The sequence below is a fragment of the Desulfobotulus pelophilus genome (assembly GCF_026155325.1).
Classification (GTDB): domain Bacteria; phylum Desulfobacterota; class Desulfobacteria; order Desulfobacterales; family ASO4-4; genus Desulfobotulus; species Desulfobotulus pelophilus.
In genome coordinates, this window is the sequence record NZ_JAPFPW010000002.1 from 1 (window position 1) to 17,430 (window position 17,430).

The 17,430-nt window shown below is 51.1% G+C and carries 16 protein-coding genes and 1 pseudogene; 4 read left to right on the forward strand and 13 right to left on the reverse strand.

Annotated features, from left to right (window positions below; genetic code table 11):
- Positions 1–503: 503 nt before the first annotated feature.
- The 4 genes and pseudogenes from OOT00_RS02135 to OOT00_RS02150 form a co-directional block, all read right to left on the reverse strand.
- Positions 504–1,275 (reverse strand): annotated as a pseudogene (locus OOT00_RS02135) (IS3 family transposase); the annotation flags it as partial.
- A 138-nt stretch (positions 1,276–1,413) separates the two neighbouring features.
- Positions 1,414–1,851, reverse strand: a complete 438-nt coding sequence (locus OOT00_RS02140) for a hypothetical protein (protein ID WP_265423646.1) — start codon at positions 1,849–1,851, stop codon at positions 1,414–1,416.
- 748 nt (positions 1,852–2,599) lie between these two features.
- Positions 2,600–4,255, reverse strand: coding sequence for a C1 family peptidase (locus OOT00_RS02145; RefSeq protein ID WP_265423647.1), 1,656 nt, complete (start codon positions 4,253–4,255; stop codon positions 2,600–2,602).
- A 479-nt stretch (positions 4,256–4,734) separates the two neighbouring features.
- Positions 4,735–5,193: a PH domain-containing protein gene (locus OOT00_RS02150; protein ID WP_265423648.1), complete on the reverse strand. Its 459-nt coding sequence runs from the start codon at positions 5,191–5,193 to the stop codon at positions 4,735–4,737.
- 115 nt (positions 5,194–5,308) lie between these two features.
- On the opposite strand from OOT00_RS02150, the gene OOT00_RS02155 reads away from it, so the two are divergent.
- The gene (locus tag OOT00_RS02155; protein ID WP_265423649.1) at positions 5,309–5,677 is read left to right on the forward strand and encodes a DUF805 domain-containing protein; all 369 of its coding nucleotides are present in this window, start codon (positions 5,309–5,311) and stop codon (positions 5,675–5,677) included.
- Positions 5,678–5,783: 106 nt separating this feature from the next.
- Here OOT00_RS02155 and OOT00_RS02160 read toward each other — a convergent pair whose 3' ends face one another.
- The 9 genes from OOT00_RS02160 to OOT00_RS02200 form a co-directional block, all read right to left on the reverse strand.
- The gene (locus tag OOT00_RS02160; protein WP_265423650.1) at positions 5,784–6,929 is read right to left on the reverse strand and encodes an ABC transporter permease; all 1,146 of its coding nucleotides are present in this window, start codon (positions 6,927–6,929) and stop codon (positions 5,784–5,786) included.
- Positions 6,926–8,110: an ABC transporter permease gene (locus OOT00_RS02165; RefSeq protein WP_265423651.1), complete on the reverse strand. Its 1,185-nt coding sequence runs from the start codon at positions 8,108–8,110 to the stop codon at positions 6,926–6,928. Before OOT00_RS02165 ends, OOT00_RS02160 begins: the two co-directional genes overlap by 4 nt.
- The gene (locus OOT00_RS02170) at positions 8,107–9,114 is read right to left on the reverse strand and encodes an HlyD family secretion protein (protein WP_265423652.1); all 1,008 of its coding nucleotides are present in this window, start codon (positions 9,112–9,114) and stop codon (positions 8,107–8,109) included. Before OOT00_RS02170 ends, OOT00_RS02165 begins: the two co-directional genes overlap by 4 nt.
- Entirely contained in the window at positions 9,111–10,430 is a 1,320-nt protein-coding gene (locus OOT00_RS02175; RefSeq protein ID WP_265423653.1) for a TolC family protein, read from the reverse strand. The genes OOT00_RS02170 and OOT00_RS02175 overlap by 4 nt, the downstream gene beginning before the upstream one ends.
- A 186-nt stretch (positions 10,431–10,616) precedes the next feature.
- Complete coding sequence (locus OOT00_RS02180; protein ID WP_265423654.1) at positions 10,617–10,976, reverse strand: hypothetical protein; 360 nt, start codon at positions 10,974–10,976, stop codon at positions 10,617–10,619.
- Positions 10,977–10,979: 3 nt separating this feature from the next.
- Positions 10,980–11,840 carry an STAS domain-containing protein gene (locus OOT00_RS02185; RefSeq protein WP_265423655.1) on the reverse strand — a complete coding sequence of 287 codons (861 nt, stop codon included), beginning with the start codon at positions 11,838–11,840 and terminating at the stop codon, positions 10,980–10,982.
- A gap of 137 nt (positions 11,841–11,977) precedes the next feature.
- A complete protein-coding gene (locus OOT00_RS02190; RefSeq protein WP_265423656.1) occupies positions 11,978–13,018 on the reverse strand; it encodes a SpoIIE family protein phosphatase in 1,041 nt (346 codons plus the stop codon).
- A gap of 7 nt (positions 13,019–13,025) precedes the next feature.
- Complete coding sequence (locus tag OOT00_RS02195) at positions 13,026–13,979, reverse strand: GGDEF domain-containing protein (RefSeq protein WP_265423657.1); 954 nt, start codon at positions 13,977–13,979, stop codon at positions 13,026–13,028.
- Positions 13,980–14,140: 161 nt separating this feature from the next.
- The gene (locus OOT00_RS02200) at positions 14,141–14,674 is read right to left on the reverse strand and encodes a cohesin domain-containing protein (protein WP_265423658.1); all 534 of its coding nucleotides are present in this window, start codon (positions 14,672–14,674) and stop codon (positions 14,141–14,143) included.
- Positions 14,675–14,783: 109 nt separating this feature from the next.
- Here OOT00_RS02200 and OOT00_RS02205 point away from each other — a divergent pair, with 109 nt between their 5' ends.
- The 3 genes from OOT00_RS02205 (at position 14,784) to OOT00_RS02215 (ending at position 17,366) form a co-directional block, all read left to right on the forward strand.
- Positions 14,784–14,933 carry a hypothetical protein gene (locus OOT00_RS02205; RefSeq protein WP_265423659.1) on the forward strand — a complete coding sequence of 50 codons (150 nt, stop codon included), beginning with the start codon at positions 14,784–14,786 and terminating at the stop codon, positions 14,931–14,933.
- Between the two features lie 125 nt (positions 14,934–15,058).
- Entirely contained in the window at positions 15,059–16,741 is a 1,683-nt protein-coding gene (locus OOT00_RS02210) for a sensor domain-containing diguanylate cyclase (RefSeq protein WP_265423660.1), read from the forward strand.
- 76 nt (positions 16,742–16,817) lie between these two features.
- The gene (locus OOT00_RS02215) at positions 16,818–17,366 is read left to right on the forward strand and encodes a nitroreductase family protein (protein WP_265423661.1); all 549 of its coding nucleotides are present in this window, start codon (positions 16,818–16,820) and stop codon (positions 17,364–17,366) included.
- The last annotated feature ends 64 nt before the right edge of the window (positions 17,367–17,430 follow it).

Sequence of the window (17,430 nt, forward strand, 5' to 3'; positions counted from 1 at the left end):
TTTAGGCTCGCACGGAGGTGACAACTACCCTGACAAAGGGGCACAGAATGCTGCGTGCTTATCACTGACATCAATAATTTTAAAAAAACAGAAGATAGGCTGGAAATATTAGAGGACTGGTATCCTGAAAATGGAGTTATGCGGAATGTCGCCCCAAAAATATCCTGTCTAATGAAAGTTTTGCCAAAAATGGTTACTTAATCTGCATTTCTGGTTCTTTATTTCCTTGAGACTATCCGCCTAGAAATAAATTCAGATAAGATGATACACAAACTTTTTGAGGTTTGTATGCAAGAAGATTCTTCTGTATCGGAGGTACCCATCCGATGGATATGTATCCGAGTTGAAAGAGGCGGGGCCGGGAAGAAACGAGCATAGTCGTTATGCGTCAAGTCGGGTGTTTTTGAGAATGATACCTTTTTTGTTGTCAAGGTGGGGCCGGTCGTCAATAGCGGACACCAAAATATGTAAGCCGCCTGCTGCTCTTTCAAAAATTGTTTCTCTTAGGCTGCAGGAGAGAGATCGCCAAGCCTCTTTTGCCGTCGTTGCCGATTATAAAAGATTTCTATGTAGGTTGTGATTTGGCGTATGGCTTCCTGCCGGGTTTCGCAGCGCCGATGATGAACAAGTTCGTTTTTTAGTACACCCCAGAAGCTTTCAATGGGAGCGTTGTCGTAGCCGTTCCCCCTGCGGCTCATCGATGCCCGCATTTTGAACTGATCAAGGAGTTTTCGGTAATCTGTCGCACAGTACTGGCTGCCAGGGTCAGAATGATGGATCAGGCCAGCTGCGGGCCTCTTGGCGGCGACGGCGCGAAACAAAGACTGGAAGACCAGGTTTTTTGTCATGCGCTCTCCCATCGCGTAACCTACGACCTCTCCGGTAAAAAGATCCTTGTGGCCGACAAGGTATACCCCCCCCATCGACTGTGGGCATGTACGTGATATCCGTTACCCAGACCTGATTCGGGGCTTCCGTTACAAAATTTTGTTCCAGAAGGTTTTCGGCAACCGACAGCTTGTGGTTTGAATTCGTGGTTGCTTAAATTTTTTAACCTGTTTGCAGCGACTCCCGGGCAAAGTTCGCGGTGGCTTTTTGTAAGATATCGCGCTCCTGCTTTACCTGAGCAAGCTTGCGTTTGACACGTTCAAGCTCTTCCTCAACCGGAGTGAGGGGGCGTTTCTCACCGCCAATATCGGAAAGTTTTCCGGCCTTGTAAGCCCGAACCCAGTTTTCAAGGGTCGATTTGGGAAGAGAAAGCTGACGCGATGCTTCCTATGCGGTCAGGCCGCCTTCGATGATCATTTTTACGGTTTCATGCCGGAACTCTTTCGGATAGCGACCGTTCGTTGCGTTTTTTGCCATTCAGACACCTCCGTTCTGGTTGGATGATAACTTTGGTGTCCGATATTTTCAACTTACCTCACCGCAATATCGACTTATAAGAGTGGCTGTACCCGTAATGGAGACCAGATGTTCATGAAGCTCCCGGATGTTGGCAGGCCGCTTGTCCGCTGCGGCTTTTCCCATCCAGTCCGAGATGAGTTCTTCATACATTATTGCTTTGGATTCTTTGGTATTCCCATTGCCCAATGAAGTGAGACTCCGTTTTTTACGATGATACCGAACCGTTCCTTCTGAGGTGCCGAGAATGCGGGAGATGGCGCTGTTGCATGCCTTCTTCTCAATCAGTGTGTTTAGGGCCTCGATTTTCTCCTTTGTCAGTGGCGGTATGCTGTCTCCTCCCTCGTTGGAGGTGACAGCATACCGCATGGATTGGAGGCAGATCGTACAACTCGTGTCCCCTAAGAACTCAATATACGGCGTTGTTACTTGATGTTGTTTAAACATATGCGGGTATGGTCCATAATATGGCAGTTACTCGAAGTGTGTACGGGAAGAAAGATTTTGACATTTTTTGTTATCTTTTTGACCTTTTTTGTCATAATAGCCCTTGCACCTGCATGATGGCATAGGGTTTTCCCTGAAAACAGGGACAAAACCCGGACCGTTTTTGAGATCCGGCAGGAAAAGATACTCCCCGTTTACTAGGGCCTGCCTTCAAATTAAGCCTCTTACAAAGAGGCTGTCTGAAAATCTCTGTTTGAGTAACTCGATACGCAATATATCGCGTGCTATAGGCTGCAAAAATTAGTTTTCAGGCAAGTTTTATATTTGTGTGATTCAGTTAGGGTCTGTCTTCAAATTGTATTTTGCTGAATTCTCGGGATTCGGTTAGTTGGCTCATCCTTGAATAGACGAGAGGAAGGCACAGATGTCGAATGGTATGCAAACGAGCCCCTTCTTCCATCAGAAAAATAAAGAAGGGGCCGACCTGTAATATAATTGAACTGTTGTTGCCATAATTGTATGGCTGATGCACATGGGTTCACTGAGTATAGATTTACCTGAATAGCATGAATCCTGCAAACCGGCTTATATTCTTTTTTTGGGGTTGTTTCGACAAAGAATATGGATACAAAGTCTTGAAAATATATCTTTCGTCCCTGACAATGAATGTCTCATGCTTGAAAGCCTTCCATCAGCTTGCTCCGGTATTCGTCTGGCTTATATTTTGAAGATATACACCCGGTCCGGTTCAGCGTGCCATGAAATTTCCGGCGTTCAGAATAAAACAGCCGCTGGAATCCGACGGTATGGGCAGGGCCGTGCCGAGAGCTTTGAGGCTGACGTTAATATTGCTGGATTCCTGGGAAGCGATGAAGCCAGCTGGTAAATTGGATAGCGTGCTAGTATCCGTCCAGTTTGTACCGTTGGTGCTGATAAAACTTTGCCCCCGTTCGGCTCTGGCTTTGCTGGAGTAGTTTGCTATGGCTGATTCTACGGCAATGGGTTTCCCCAGCTGGTTTCCATCGGCGACTGCCTGTACGACAATGGAAAAAGTCTGATTCTTCCGGAGAAAGATGCCGTGATCAAAATCAATGACATGGTAACCGGGCGTAGTTTTCGTCAGGGTAAGGGGTAGCATGGCGGTGGTTCCGAGAGAAGGGTTGGCGGGATCAGGGTTGAGATAGACGGAAATGCGCAGGCTTGTATGGGGGTTCAGGGTATAGAGACCGGCTGCTAGTATAAACTGATCCTGTTCTGCCGTAAAAACATTGCTGAACCACTGATTTCCCTTGTCTGCTCCTGCGGACATGGCCCCGGTTACCCCAAGAGGATCATGGAAATGAAGAATGCCGTAACTCGCCGTTGGAGTAACAACATAGGCAAAGGCATCTTCCCCCTCCAGTGTACCTGTGACCTTATCATAATAGGACATGTAGAAGTAGCCCTGATCTCCCCATCCTTCTCCCCATGAATTCTGGACAATCCAGGCCCCGTTTTCTGGTGGTTGGGTTGAAAAGTTTTCTTTAGGAAAGTTGTCATCCCATCCAACGGCAAGAACGGCATGATTGCTGATCTCATCCGTATCGTGAGGGTAATAGAACGCGCTGGTCTGCGTGTTAAAGCTGTTATCCCAATTGTCTTCATCAACGTACATATAGATATTGACGGCTCCGTACTCCCGGATGAGGTGTTTGGTATTTGTCACAAAATGCTGTCCTGCCGGGGCAATGAGCTTTGTTTTCAGTAGGGCGGTATTGGGGATATCCGCTGGAGGAGGGATGTCAAAATCTTCATATGGAACCGCATCATCTGCTACATATCCTGTCCACCGGCTCAGTATGGCAGCGGCCCTGATGGCGTCACCGCCTTCATTATAGATTTCATTGGGGTTCTGGGCATCAAACCCCACCCTGTGACTGTCCATATCCGTGTAAGCAAACCATGCCAGGTGCTTTCTGGAAAACTGGGGCTGGGGCCAGCCCTGTACCATGGCGTTGGATTCCGAAGCGCCCATACTGGCAAATGCCCAGCAGGTACCCCATGGATCCTGGTCTTTTACCGGAGGAACCTTTCCATGCTGCCTGAGGTCGTAGGTGGCAGGAAGGGCTGAGCCATTGTACGCGTCCTGTCCATTGCTTTCGGGAACGGGCAGAATAGACTGGTCGTGAAGGTGCCTCAGGTTCAGGGGGGAGGGGCGTCTGCCGGAAATGGGTTGTTTGTTGGGGACCTGCATGCCGTCGCCGGCTTGCAGTTTCTCCTGGTTCGGTTTTTTCTGTTCTTGCAGGGATTCCGTCCAGCTTTCAAAGGTCGGATTAAGGGGAGAAAAGCTGTTGCATTCTTCCCCATGGACAGGAAAAATCAACGCCGCGGTAATGAGAAAGGCATAAAGAAATTTTGGTATCATCGTTCTCCTGACTGGCCCGTTTCAGAGGGGGCATTGATGTTAGGGGGAAGATCCACGATTGAAAGGGCGGTATATGGTCCGCAATTTCACTTTTTTTATTGATGGAGGTGCTTTTGTACGGAGCTTTCCAGTAGTCTGTAAATGATAGTCTTGAAAACGTAAATGATTGAAACAAAAAAACTATTTTTCTATAAACATGGTTTTTTGTCAAGAAAAAGAATCTGGGGTGAATCAGGTTGTTTTAGCATGAAGGAAAGTAAGGTTCCTTTTTCGTGCCGGATGCCACAACAGTGAGGAATGATGGTTTTTTCCGTGTTGCAGAAAGGGGCCATCGTGTCAGAGGATGAATTTGGTCCTTGACAGGGAAAAAGATGCAGAACCCCATTTATTTCAAAGGATAATGAACTGGTCCATGGGCGAAGGCGTAAGAATGCTTCCGGTTTGGGTATGGTAAAAGACGGGCTCCAGAAAATGATTTTTCAGCCCTTTTGTTCCTGAAGAAGATCCATCACCTCATCCACCCTGTCCCGCCAGAAGGAGGGATGGTGAATGCCATGGAAGCGAACTTCCGCGTTGCTGGATCCGGCGGAGTAGAAGGCAAGATCCCCGATGCCGAGTATTCTCTGGAAAAGATCCTGGTTTAGCTCCAGACTTCGGAGGTCCCGGATACGTAAGCTCTGCTGGTTGCGACCTATAATACCCTTGTGACGGGAAATGCGTTTGCTGTCAATGGTAAATTTCCATGAAAATCTTTTGAAGATGATGGTGACAAGTGTCAGAATACCTGCGGCAAAAAAGGTGGTGAATGTCAGATTCTTTAGCAGTCCGGTAAAAAAGCTGAGCATGATAAGAGACATGGTAAAGAAGATGGCGGCGATGGTGAAGCCCGCCCAGTAATGTCGCCACGCGGGGCGGAAGGTGGTGAAGGTGTCAGGCATTGTATTCTCCTTTCTGAAGCTTTCCCGTGAAAAGAGGGAATGCTTTTTAACGGAGGTTGTGGCACAGTTTCTGTAAAACAAATAAGAGGCTGAAGCATATCATCCGGAGATAAAAATGAAAGGAGAAGCTATGGACTGGTACCTTTCTGTATTGAAACAATATGCTGTATTTACAGGAAGATCGGGGAGAAAAGAGTTCTGGAATTTTTTTCTCGTGAATATGGTTTTTCTGCTGATTATCACCATTATTGAGGGGCTTCTCGGTATCCGTGGAACCATAGGAGCCCTCTACTCCCTTCTGGTTCTCATGCCTGCTATGGGTGTCTGTATTCGTCGGTTGCATGATACGGGCCGAAGTGGGTTTTGGATTTTTCTTTTTTTGATTCCTCTGCTTGGCGGATTGGTTCTGCTTTATTTGATGGCAGGCCGTGGTGAGCCCGGTGCGAATCTGTATGGACCTGTTCCGTATGGGCATCATCTGTAAGGGAGGCAGCCCATACGGAACAGGAAGCCGGTGGATGCCATGATAGGCGGAATATTGGTCTGTTCTGGCACAGATCCTCCGGTTACGGCATGTTTTGGGAAGATACTCAGCCTTGCTGGTTTTCCTGTTTTGCGATGAGACAGGCGAGGATAAAGTAGGCCAGAGCCTGCCCCCACAATTGGAAGAATTCCGGTGCCACAGTGGAAAAATCAGCCCCCATATGATTGAGCTTGAGGAAGCCTGCAATGCCCGGTGTAGCAGGCAGACACTGGGCAAGGGAGTAAAGAGGCTCGGGAATGGCTTCCACAGGCCATGAAAAGCCGGAGAGAAAAAGGATGGGGATGGATGTGAACAGAAGTGCCATCATGGCAGACACCCTTTCTTTGAAAAGGTGACGGAGGGAAAGGGCCAGACAGATGGTGGCGATAAGAAAAGGGAGCAGGAAGAAGAAAAGCTCCCCCAGATCGGCCCGCTGAGGGTATCGATAAATACGGAACAGAATTCCGAAAAACCAGATGATGTGCAGTCCGTACAGGGGCAGATAAACAAAGATACGGCCCAGAGTCCGGGAGATAGCAGAGCTTTTTTGTGTCTGGGAGGTTGTGTCACCAAACTCTTTCTGAGTACCGCCTACCATGCCGATACCGATGAGCAGGGTCTGGTGAAGAATGAGCACAAGAACGGCGGGTACGATGTACGCACTGTACCCGCCAGCCGGGTTGAAAAGAAAATAAGTCAGAAGAGGTTGAGGATCTCTGGCAGCCATGGCCTGCGTCTGGGTCATGCCTCCCGCTGTCAGCCTTCTCACTTCAATCCCGGCGGAAAGGGTTCCTGCTGCCTTCTGAACTGCCATGGCCACTTCCCTGTAGGCAAGAAAATAACTGCCATCACAGTAGAGGGCCAGAGGGCTTGTGCGGCCCTGATGTATTTTGAGGTTGAAATCTTTGGGAATGAGAAGTATGCCGCTGATTTTCCGTTGCATGAAGGCATTTCTGGCTTCTTCAAAACTGGAAAAGATATGGGCGGTGGTAACGGCTTCTGTGGCATCTACCATGCGGACAAGCTGGCGGCTGAGGGCCGTTCTGTCCTGATCCACCACAGCGATGGGAATATCCCGTAGTACATCATTGCGGTAGGGCAGGGGATAGACAAGGGGGTAGATGATCTGTACCCCGAAAAAAAGCAGCAGTACGCCGGGATCTTTTATAATCCTGAGAGCCTCGGCCTTCCACTCTTTCATAAAATTTTTCATGTCCGCCCCCAGCAGTCAGGATCAATCATGCGCCGGGGCATGAGAAAAAAGCCTGTGCCGCCTGCCAGCAGAATGAAAAGCCACAGGCATCCGAAAGCATCCATGGATGCTTCTACGGGAGCTCCCCTCAGGGTTTGGTCCACAAAAAGCCTGAGGTAGTGGGTGAGTGGCAGGAGGTCTCCCCATATGCGGGCAATGGTGGGCATTCCCATGGCTGGAAAAGTGACACCCACAAAGGCAAAGGCCGTACTGGCATAAAAAGCGGCAAGGTTGAGGGCCAGGCGAAGATTGGCGCAGAGGGCCACGAGGAAGAGCGCAATGCATTGATAAGCAAGGATCATGCTGCTGGTTCCCATGCGGATGAAAGGGGCGTTGCCCTCCATGGGTACCCCTATGCGGAAGAGGCTGGCATTCATCAAAAGACCCCACAGGCAGAATACGAGGGTGTAAGGGGCCATTTTGGCTGTGATGGCAATCCATGGCCGCCCACCTGCCGTTTTGAGCCACTGGGACGCCGTACTGTGTGCCAGTTCAGATCCGAAGGCATAAATGGCGGAAGTGATGACAAACATATGCAAAAGGGTGGGGAGGAGGGTGGCGGCAAGAAAATAAAAGTAGTTGGCATAGGGATTGAACGGCACATGGACATCTACACGGATAGGACTGGCCTGGGCCATGGCCGCCTCTGACATGGCCCCATGGAACATTTGCTGTCGGATCTGTCTGTCTGCGGAGAGAGACTGCATGACCATGGTGGCATCTTTCATGATCATGCTGGCAGAAATCATGTAGGTATTGTTCACATAAAGGATGGTTCTGGGTGCCAGCCCCTGCCATATATCCTTCTCCATATTTTTGGGGAGGATGAGAAAGCCGTAGGCCTCTCCGGAGAGAAGGGCTTCCCTTCCTTCTTCCACATGATTAACCACATGGTCGATGCGAATACCCGGAGAGGCATCCATGGCACGGGTGATTTCTCTGGAGAGGGCGGAATGATCCTGATCCAGGACCACCATAGGAAGATTGCGCAGAACCCCTTCAGAGAAGAACCAGGCAATGAAGAGAAAGGCCAGGGGCGGCAGGATAAAAAGAACCATGATAAGAAGGCGATTGCGCGCAATGCGGCCTATTTCTCGGAACATAACGGCAAGAAAGCCTGTGCGGGGTAAGGAGCTTTTCACGGCCTGTGTCCGGCGGGGTGCAGTTCTTTCCAGAGAACAAGGGCGCTCATTCCGGGACGCAGGCCGGGAATGGGTTCGGCGGGTCTGGCTCTTACCTCAAATGTTTTAAGATCAAAGTCTCCTCTGGCACGGGTGGCCCGCCAGGTGGCGAAGTCGGCCATGGCAGAAATATAGGTAACCTTCAGGGGATAAATGGTTTCACCCAGGGCTGGAAACCGGACAGGTAGTTCGGTGTCCATGCGAATGCGGGTCAGAAAATCTTCCCGAAGCTGAAAAACAACCCATATGTCCGTAAGATCCACAAGGGATACCACGGGAAAACCCGGGCTGATCAGCTCTCCCTCTTCCGCATTAATGGTGCTGACCTCTGCCGTGAGAGGTGCTGTAAGGCGGGTTTCCCTGAGATAAGCCTCCACTTCTGATACGGCTCCCTCGGCCTGGTCCGTAAGGGCATCCGCTGCGGCCTTGTCTTCTTCTCTGGCACCTGTCATGGCCATGTCATAGCCGGCTCTGGCTGCTTCCGTCGTTTTCCGGGCTGCAATCATCCTTGCTTCGGCCTCATCCTTTTTCTGTGTGGGAACCACTCCATCGGTATGGAGCCGGTGGATACGGGCAAAGGTTCGCTCCGCAAGGTCGGCATTGGCTTCGGCTGCTTTCCATGCATTATAGGCGGATCGGATTTCCTCGCTGCGAGCTCCAGCCCTTGCTTTTTCCTGCTGGGCCTGGGCTGCCCTGTGGGCCGCTTCTGCCTGGCGGAGCCTTGCATCCACTTCGGGGCTTTCCAGTTCCACGAGAAGACTTCCCTTCATTACCCTTTCGCCTTCCTCAACAGGCAGAAGGGATATGCGGCCTGCAATTTTAGAGGAAACATGCACCTCCTTTGCTTCCACTTCTCCCTGGAGCATGAGAGGCGGAGGAGTGATAAAGCGCCAGCCTGTAATGGAAAGGGCTGCAAGAATAAGAACCAGAATTACAAGACTTGCAATGCGTTGGGCAATACTCATGGCACCAGGGTCTCCTTTTCCCCCCGAATACGGTAGCTGTCAAATTCCGGGGTGCTGCCTGCGGCTTCCAGCAGCCTGGCAAGGCTGAGATCAAAGGTAAAAAGGGTTTGAAGGCGGGCTATCTGTACCCCGGAAAGAGCCAGCTCCGCATCCACAACATCCAGTGACGTGGCAAAGCCTTCCTCAAAGGCAAGGGTTCTTACCCGGAGATGTTCTCTGGCAAGGGTTTCGGAGGCTCCGAGGGCATCCAGTTGTTCCAGCGCCTGCATAAGGAGCTGGTAACGGCTTTCCACAAGGGTCTCCAGATCCATTATGGCCTGATGTTGCAGCTGGGCAACCCTTGTTTCCGTTGCCCGCGCGGCTTCCACACGGCCAGGTCTGGCAAAACCATCAAAGAGGGTGAAGCGTACGCCTGCTCCTACAGCCCATTCCGGGTCCAGCGCTGTGAGATCATCCGTGACAAGGGCCCGTGTTCCGAATAGAAAAATATCCGGCCTGTAGGCGCTTTTTTCTTTTTGTAAGCCGGCTCTGGCAAGATTTTTGTGCTGATCCAGCTGGCGAAGCATGGTGTTCTGCTCCCGTGCTTTTTCCATGAATTTTTCAAGGGGAGGAATGGCTCTGTACACAAAAAGAGGCGAGCTGGGGTTTATGGTTTCCCTGGAAGCGATCAGGCTTCGGAGGGCCGTTCTGGCAATCTGTGCATCTCTCAGGGCCTTCTGATGTTCTCGTCTGGCTTCTTCAAGGGCTACCCTTGCATGCAGTCTTTCCGCAAGGGAAATCATGCCGCTTTCTTCCAGTTTTTCTGCCTCCTGGAGGTGTTTTTCCATGCCTTTCTGAACATCCATACGGACCTGAATAACGGCATCCGCAAGCCGGACACCGTAGTAGAGGCGTACCAGTTCACTGAACATTTGATGGTGTAAGCCTTCTTCTGATTGTTCGGCCAGGAGGGTATTGGCCCTGGCGGCACGGTTGGCAGCGCTTATTTTTCCCCCTGTGTATACCGGCCAGGAAAGGGTAAGATCGCTTTTGAGAAAATCCTGCTCCTGTATGGGATAGCTTCGGGGGATACGGGCGGCTACGGGAGCCAGGGGAGGAAAGGTAGCGCTGATGGTGTCAGCAAGAGTTCCCATGGCTCCGAGCTCCACTTCCAGAGGGGCGTCCATATGGGTCCAGCTTGCTGAAACCTGTATCTGGGGGTAGTAAAGACCCTTTGCTGCCCTTTCTTCGGCTTTCTGCTGTTCAATGGATGATCGGGCAGCAGCCAGTTTCTGGTTGTCTGCGGTCATCCTCAGCAGAGCTTCACGAAAGTCCATGGCAGAAGATGTTTTGGGTATAAGACAAAAGAAAAAAAGAAGAAACGGTAGAAAAAGGCCCTTGATTGTTTGGGGAGAAAACAGAGACATCCCGAAAGCCCTTTCTTGATAAGGCCCCTGGTTTGAAAGGTCGGATCCGGTTGGGGAGGGCCCTAAACCCCGCCTGCAGCTTAAGCAGTGCACTTTTTATGTCAAGCTTTTTCGTCCCCCATGGGGGCTCTCTGTGTCAAGGGCGCAGGCGAAAGGGGGCGGAGCCAGGATGTGGGACGCAAGACTGCATGCCGCTGAAGGCGGCATGCGGATTACTGTCATGGAAATGGCGGCAGCGGCACAGGATCTGGAGAGCTGGCAGAGCCAGTCGTAGTAAAGCGTGTCAATAACCGGGGTACCAGCCAGATCATAGAAGAGAAAGCGGGCTTTGTGCCGCTGAAGAATCTGGATGATTTCCGGAATCAGGTTCCCTGGCTCCGATGGATCCATGCCAGGTCCTGGTTCCAGGAGAAAACGGGCGGAACCGATGGGAGTCAGGTGAACACCTGGGATCATTGTTTACTCCGCCTGAGGCCTGGTTACCTGGAAGCCAAGGGACCGGAATGCTTCTTTCAGTCCTTCGGAGAGGGTAGCCTTGGTCTGGATATCGTCCAGATTGATGGTAAGGCTGGCCAGGGAACGGGCAATGCATGGCCGGATGCCCGTGAGAATGGCCCGGGCTCCCATGAGACCTGCCGCCCGGATTACCTGAATGAGGTGGTGCATGACCTGAGTATCAATGGTGGATACTCCCGTAAGATCCAGAATGATAACTCGAGCCCTGACTTCTTCAATGCGCTGAAGGAGTTTTTCCATGAGATCCATGGCACGGCTGGAATCCAGGGTACCGATAATGGGCAGGGACAGAACACCATCCCATATCTCCGTAATCGGTGTTGCCACGGCCATGAGTTCGTTCTGCTGGGCTTCTACAGTTCTTTCTTTTTCCATCTGGTAAAGCCGGAAGGTGTCCATGACCAGTTTGTTAAAAAAACGGATCAGATAGAGAAGCATGCGGCGGATTTCATCGGAGGGTTCAGCCTGCTCCAGCAGAGACTCCATAAATTGAGCCTGGACAAACTGGATCAGCCGGAAGAAGGCTTCGGCTGATCCCCCGCGCATCTGAATTTTTCCGTGGACTTCCATCATAAGACGGCCCAGTGTCTGGTAGGCGGGGTCACTGCCGGATATGTGTCCTTTTTTCAAAATACCTGAAAAAAGATCAATGAGTTCAAAGGTATAGTCACGGATTTCATTCTCATTGAGGTAACGCTGGCTGGCAAGGGTCTGGTCGGCAAATTCTGCGATGCTGTCGGCAATGGTACTCATGTCGATGCGATCCAGTACCTCAGGGCCGATATGGCTGTAATCAAGTTCCATGGAGTGCTCCTTTTTGGCCGGGAAAAATCTTGTTTCTGCCGGCTCCTTTCATTCTGTTGAAACTTCCTGACCGATGGCTCGGATAGTGGGTCCCCTGGTCAGAGACAGGAGACCTTGCATCGAAAGAGGCCCTTTGATCAGGGCTGTATGGTTTCCGGCTTCCTGCAAAGAACGAGGGCGAGGCTTTTGTCATCCCCATCTCTTCCCATAAGGTTACCGGTTACATAGGCGATCAGTTGGGGATGGCAGGAGAGCAGCCCGGGAAAGTCTTCCAGTCCTGGATTCTGGCGGATACCATCGGAGCTGCTGAACAGCAGAGTGTCGTTATCAAGGGTGAAGGATCCTGTCCCCGGCCATCCGGGAGCTCTGCCCAGAACACCTCCGGGGAAACGGGGCTGCAGTTTTTTCTGCCCTTTATGACAGGAGAGTGAAAGATCACCGATACCCGCATAATCTGCTGTCTTTTTATGCATATCCATACGTACGGCAAGGCCCATGGCACCACGGGTGCCTGCCAGTCGCCGGTTCAGGATCGTAAGAATTTCTACCGGGTCCTGGCCGGGTGATGGCAAACCATGAAGGCTTTCTGAGGTTACCGCAGCACTGCTTCCATGACCGAGGCCATCGAGATGAACCCAGTTGAAAAAACGCTGGTTTCCCTGTCCGCTGAGACTGTCTCCATTGAGGAGGTTATCCCTCAGTGCCCTTAGAAAACCGCCCGTACGGATTTCAGGTGGAACAATCCGGTGTGTGGAATGGGGCGTACGGAATCGTACCCATATGGCTGTGCCGCACCACTGACGTAAGCCAGGTGCTGCAGGGCGCGTGTATATGTCGGAGAGGTCCGATGCCCTGTGGATGGAACCAAGTCCTTTGCCAAGGGTACCGGCTGTGGAGTACCCATCGGTCATGGCAAGGGAGAGATTGCCTATGCCCGGTCCGAAGTCAAGGGCAAAAAGATCCAGAGCCGGTTCCGGCAGGCTGTGTTCCCATATCTGAATGAAGCCCGCTCCTCCTGCAAATTTTATCTGGTTGGACATCAGTTCACTGGCGACAATCTGTATGCGTTCCATGCGTACATCCGGAAAGCCCATCCGTCGGGAGACAGCCCGGAGCCGGGAACGTACCACGTGGGTGTTGTTTTTGTCTGCCATGGTTTGTTGGGTGATCAGGTGCATGTTCTCCTTACCCGCAGATGTGACAGCCCGGGAGGGTGATGTCCGATGCCGCCGGTGGTAAAGAAATTTTCCCCCTGCCGGTCTGTTTGGCATGGTAAAGGGCACTGTCCGCACGGGCAGCCATATTTTCGGGCGTATCTTTTTCCATAAAGGGAGCAATGCCGATGCTCACCTTATGGCTCATATCCGAAAGGATGGTCTGGCTGATACGATGGGCCTGGGGAACATCTGAAAATAGAAGAATGGCAAATTCATCTCCGCCGATGCGACAGGCGAGATCCTGCCCTTCTCGTATGGCTGCCCGCATGGCAAGCGCCATGGAGCGCAGTATTTCATCCCCGTAGGCATGCCCAAAGGTATCGTTCACCTCCTTAAAGTAATCAAGATCCAGGAAAATGAGGGTAAAGGCCTGGGGTGAACTGTTCAGTTCCCTGAGGGCTTCATGGAGCATGCGATCATAGGCACCCCGGTTGAGAAGCCCTGTCAGGCTGTCGGTTTCGGCCTTTTTGATGTAAAGATCGAGCTCTTTTTTCCTGTGCACCAGCTGGTGTTCAATGGTGCGAATTTCATTCTGTGCCTTTTCCTGAGCCATCTTCAGTTTTTTTCGGATGCTTTCGTTTTGTTTACGCAGCAGCTCCGGGTTGCTGGTATGCATTCTGTCCCGGAAGTACTGGCTGATATTTTGCATAAGATCAGGGGATGGGCTCGAAATGCCTCTGGCGAGAACAAACTTTTGCTGATCCCACCGGGCTTCCATATTGGTTTCTGTGAGTACAACCGAAAGGTGAAGGCTTGATTCCGGGTGATGGAGACTGTGTCGGAGCTGCTGATTCAGCAGGGGTATTTTGGCAGCCGTAATAAGGGTTGGTACGCTCAATTGGCGTAATGCTTGCAATATAAAGCCGGAAAGTCTCTGGATATCCGGTTCTGTAAGAATGGGAAAGGAAAAAAGGAGAGTCATGGGAGTTTCCGGAGATCAGAGAAAAAGTCCACAGGGCAAAGGCCGGTGTGCTGCCCAGTTATTGTCTGTTATATGTTTATTGTTGAGATGACTGTTCATACGACAGACATCTCTGAAAGTCAAAGCAGAAAAGCATGGTATTTTCCCATACTGTCACGGAGTCAGCGAATAAGGGAGTCCATAAAACAACTGATATTAACGGAGTTGTCGGAGTCATCGCTCCCACCGGAATGGGACTGGTCTGTGTAAAAAAAGCGGGCTCCGGATCTGTCCCAGCTGATACTGATGTCACCTTCCGGATCCTGCAGTTCAATGTCTGTTGTCCGGTCTCTGTGGACGGCAAAACGAACGCGGGCCAGAAGGTAGTCCTGATCTTTGGTGAGTATGTGGTCCGTATTGTTGGTCTGAAAGGTAAGGCGAATGCGTTCTTTTCCGTCCTTACGCAGAAGGGTTTCATGGTTTATGGTCCAGCCCCAGCCGGGGCCTTCGGGGATACTCTGAAAGGAAAGGACGGCGGAATCGTAGGCAAGAACAAAGGAAAAGACTTCAAGGTTATTCCGGGCATCTTTGATGAGAACCCAGGTGTCGGCTGTGCCGCCACTTTTACCGTGAAAAGGAGTCAGAAAAATATCTTTTGCCTGGCATGGAAGTGCCAGCAGGCAGCAAAAGAAAAAAGTAAGAACCGGATATCGCATCAGGGCATCCTTTATGGAAAAAACCTTGGTTTTTTAAAGAATAAACAATTCATACCGGATATACCACAAGAATCGTCATGAAGGAAAATACTGATTGAAGGAAGAGTCATTGGCTCACGCTCATGCTCTGCGGCAGATGCGTAAGGCGCTGGCAGCCTGTCTTTATACGGTTTTTCCCTACGGCCAATACCATGGATACCGAAGATTATTCCATGCCAGTGAGAACATGTGTGCTGTGGTGCACTGCAATGATTTTTGATTTCGGAAGAAAAGAGTGCTAAGAAAAATGAACTTCAGCTGCGTTTGTTGCGCTGTTGTAAGGGATCGTACTCCTGCGCCTCTTTTTTTATATCCTTCTCATCTTTATCTGTCTGGAAAGAAACGATGAAAGAAAAATTTCACAATCGCTTTTCTTTTCCTTTCCCCATGGTTTGTGCGCTGTGTTTTGTGGCTGGTTGTATTCTTTTGTTTGGGATGGTTGCCTGCCATGTGGGGGAAGAGGTTCCGGAAAGTCCGGCAGGGCCGCTTTCCGGGGCCTCTGTCTACAGGTTTATTCTTGATGGAGAGGATGGGGGAGAATCGCCTTCCCCAGCTCTTGGGGAGAAGGAAGAAAGCGTTACGGCTCCAGTATCACTGGTTTTCTGGGCGGGCACGTTTATCATCGCTGGCCTTGGTTGCCTGCTGCTGGTGTACCGGCACCGAATTCGGGAAAAAAAGCAGTTGCAGGAAGGCTTTCTGCTTCTGAATGAGGGTATGAAAGCTGTGCAGAGGGGTGACTATACCATCAGGATCGGTAAGGGCCCGTTGCAGGAAGCAGAGACGGTTTTTACTGCTTTTGACGAGATGGCAGAAACCCTTGAACGTTCGGACAGGGGGCGAAGGACTCTGGTTGATACCCAGCTCCAGAACACTACCCGGTGGATTCGGGAAATGCGGCGTCGTCAGAAAGAGTTGGCTTCTCACGGAAATTTGCTGGAGGAAAAGGTTGCTGCCCGTACGCGGGTACTGGAATCCATCAATACAGCCCTCCGAAGCAGTGTCCGTTCCCTTGAAAGGCGAACTCTTGAAATCACATTGCTGAACCGGCTTGCCGAATCGCTGCAGCATGCCAAACATGCCGAGGATGCCGCAACGCTGGTGATTCGTGCCTGTCAGCAGATTTTCCCTTCGGATGCAGGTGTTTTTGCCTTTGCTGATGCGGATGGCAAGATGCAGGTTGTCGCCGGATGGGGACGGGATCGTCCGGATATTGATTCTTGCATGGGTGATGCCTGCCCCCGAAAACAGAAGGGCGGGGATAAGATCGATGGGTGCAGTGCCGGAGTGGATGGCTATGATGAACTCTGTATCCCCGTAATTCCTAGGGAGGGAGGAGGGGCCATGATGAGGATCCGTCTGCGTCAGATGGCCGACCTCTATGGCCGCAGGCAGGCGGCCCGGCGTGCCCTAGCCGGGAGTGTGGCCGGCCACCTTGCTGCCTGTCTTACCTCTCTCCATCTGGTGGATCGACTCCGCCGAGAAGCGGTTACGGATCCGCTGACAGGCCTCTATAACCGCAGATATATGGAAGAAACCTTTCTTCGGGAGTTTGCCCGCGTACGGAGAGAAAACATTCCCCTTTCTGTTATTCTCATGGATGTGGATCACTTCAAGATTTTTAATGATACCCATGGTCATGATATAGGCGATGCGGTTTTACGGCACCTTGCGGTGATCCTGAAAAAGGATGTGCGCACGGAAGATGTAGCCTGTCGTTTTGGCGGAGAAGAATTTCTCCTGTTGATGCCGGGTCTTTCCTCTGATTCCGGCCTTGAACGGGGAGAGTTTTTGCGTCGCAGGGTGGAAGAATCGCCTTTAGTGCTGGATGGGTATGGAGAGCTTTCCGTTACCCTGTCCATGGGGCTGGCCTCTTATCCTGAAGATGGAGAGTTGCCGCAGGATCTTATTCTGGCTGCCGATAAGGCCATGTATGAAGCGAAGGCGCAGGGAAGGAACCGAATTCGTCGGCCATGGCGTCCTGAAGCGGATCATCAGTGGGCCATGTTTAATAAGAAACCGTATCTATAGTATTATCAACAGGGCTTCTCGGGGGAGAGAATCCTGCGGGGACTCCTTACACTCTCAACAGCAAAGGAGGAGATCCATGTCAGAATTGTTGAATGTCCTGAAAAGCCGTCGCAGTATCCGTAAATTTGAGGATCGTATGGTTTCCGGGGAGGATCTGCAGAAAATATTGGAAGCCGTGCAGTGGTCGCAGTCATGGGCGAATACGCAGTGCTGGGAAGTGATTGTTGTGAGGGATGAGGATACACGGCTGGGGCTTCAGGAAACACTTGCACCGCGGAATCCTGCCACCAAAGCCATTGTGGCGGCACCTTTACTGCTTGTTCTCTGTGGGAAGAAGGGGGCCAGCGGTTATTATGACGGTAAAGCCCCTACCGTTCTAGGCGACTGGATGTTATATGATCTGGGAATTGCAACCCAGAGCCTGTGCCTGACAGCCCATGATATGGGTCTGGCAACGGTGGTGGTTGGTTTGTTTGATCATGCAAAGGCGGCAGATATTCTGGGGGTTCCCGATGCTGTGCAGGTTGTGAGTATGATTCCCTTGGGATATCCTGAAAAAGCTCCAAAGGCTCCGGAGCGGAAAGCTCTGGATGTTTTCTGCCATAATGAGCGATACGGCGGATAGCTAAGGCAACTCACTACCAGGATGTTCCGGTGGTGAGTTGCCTTAGTTGTGTCACAAAAATTCG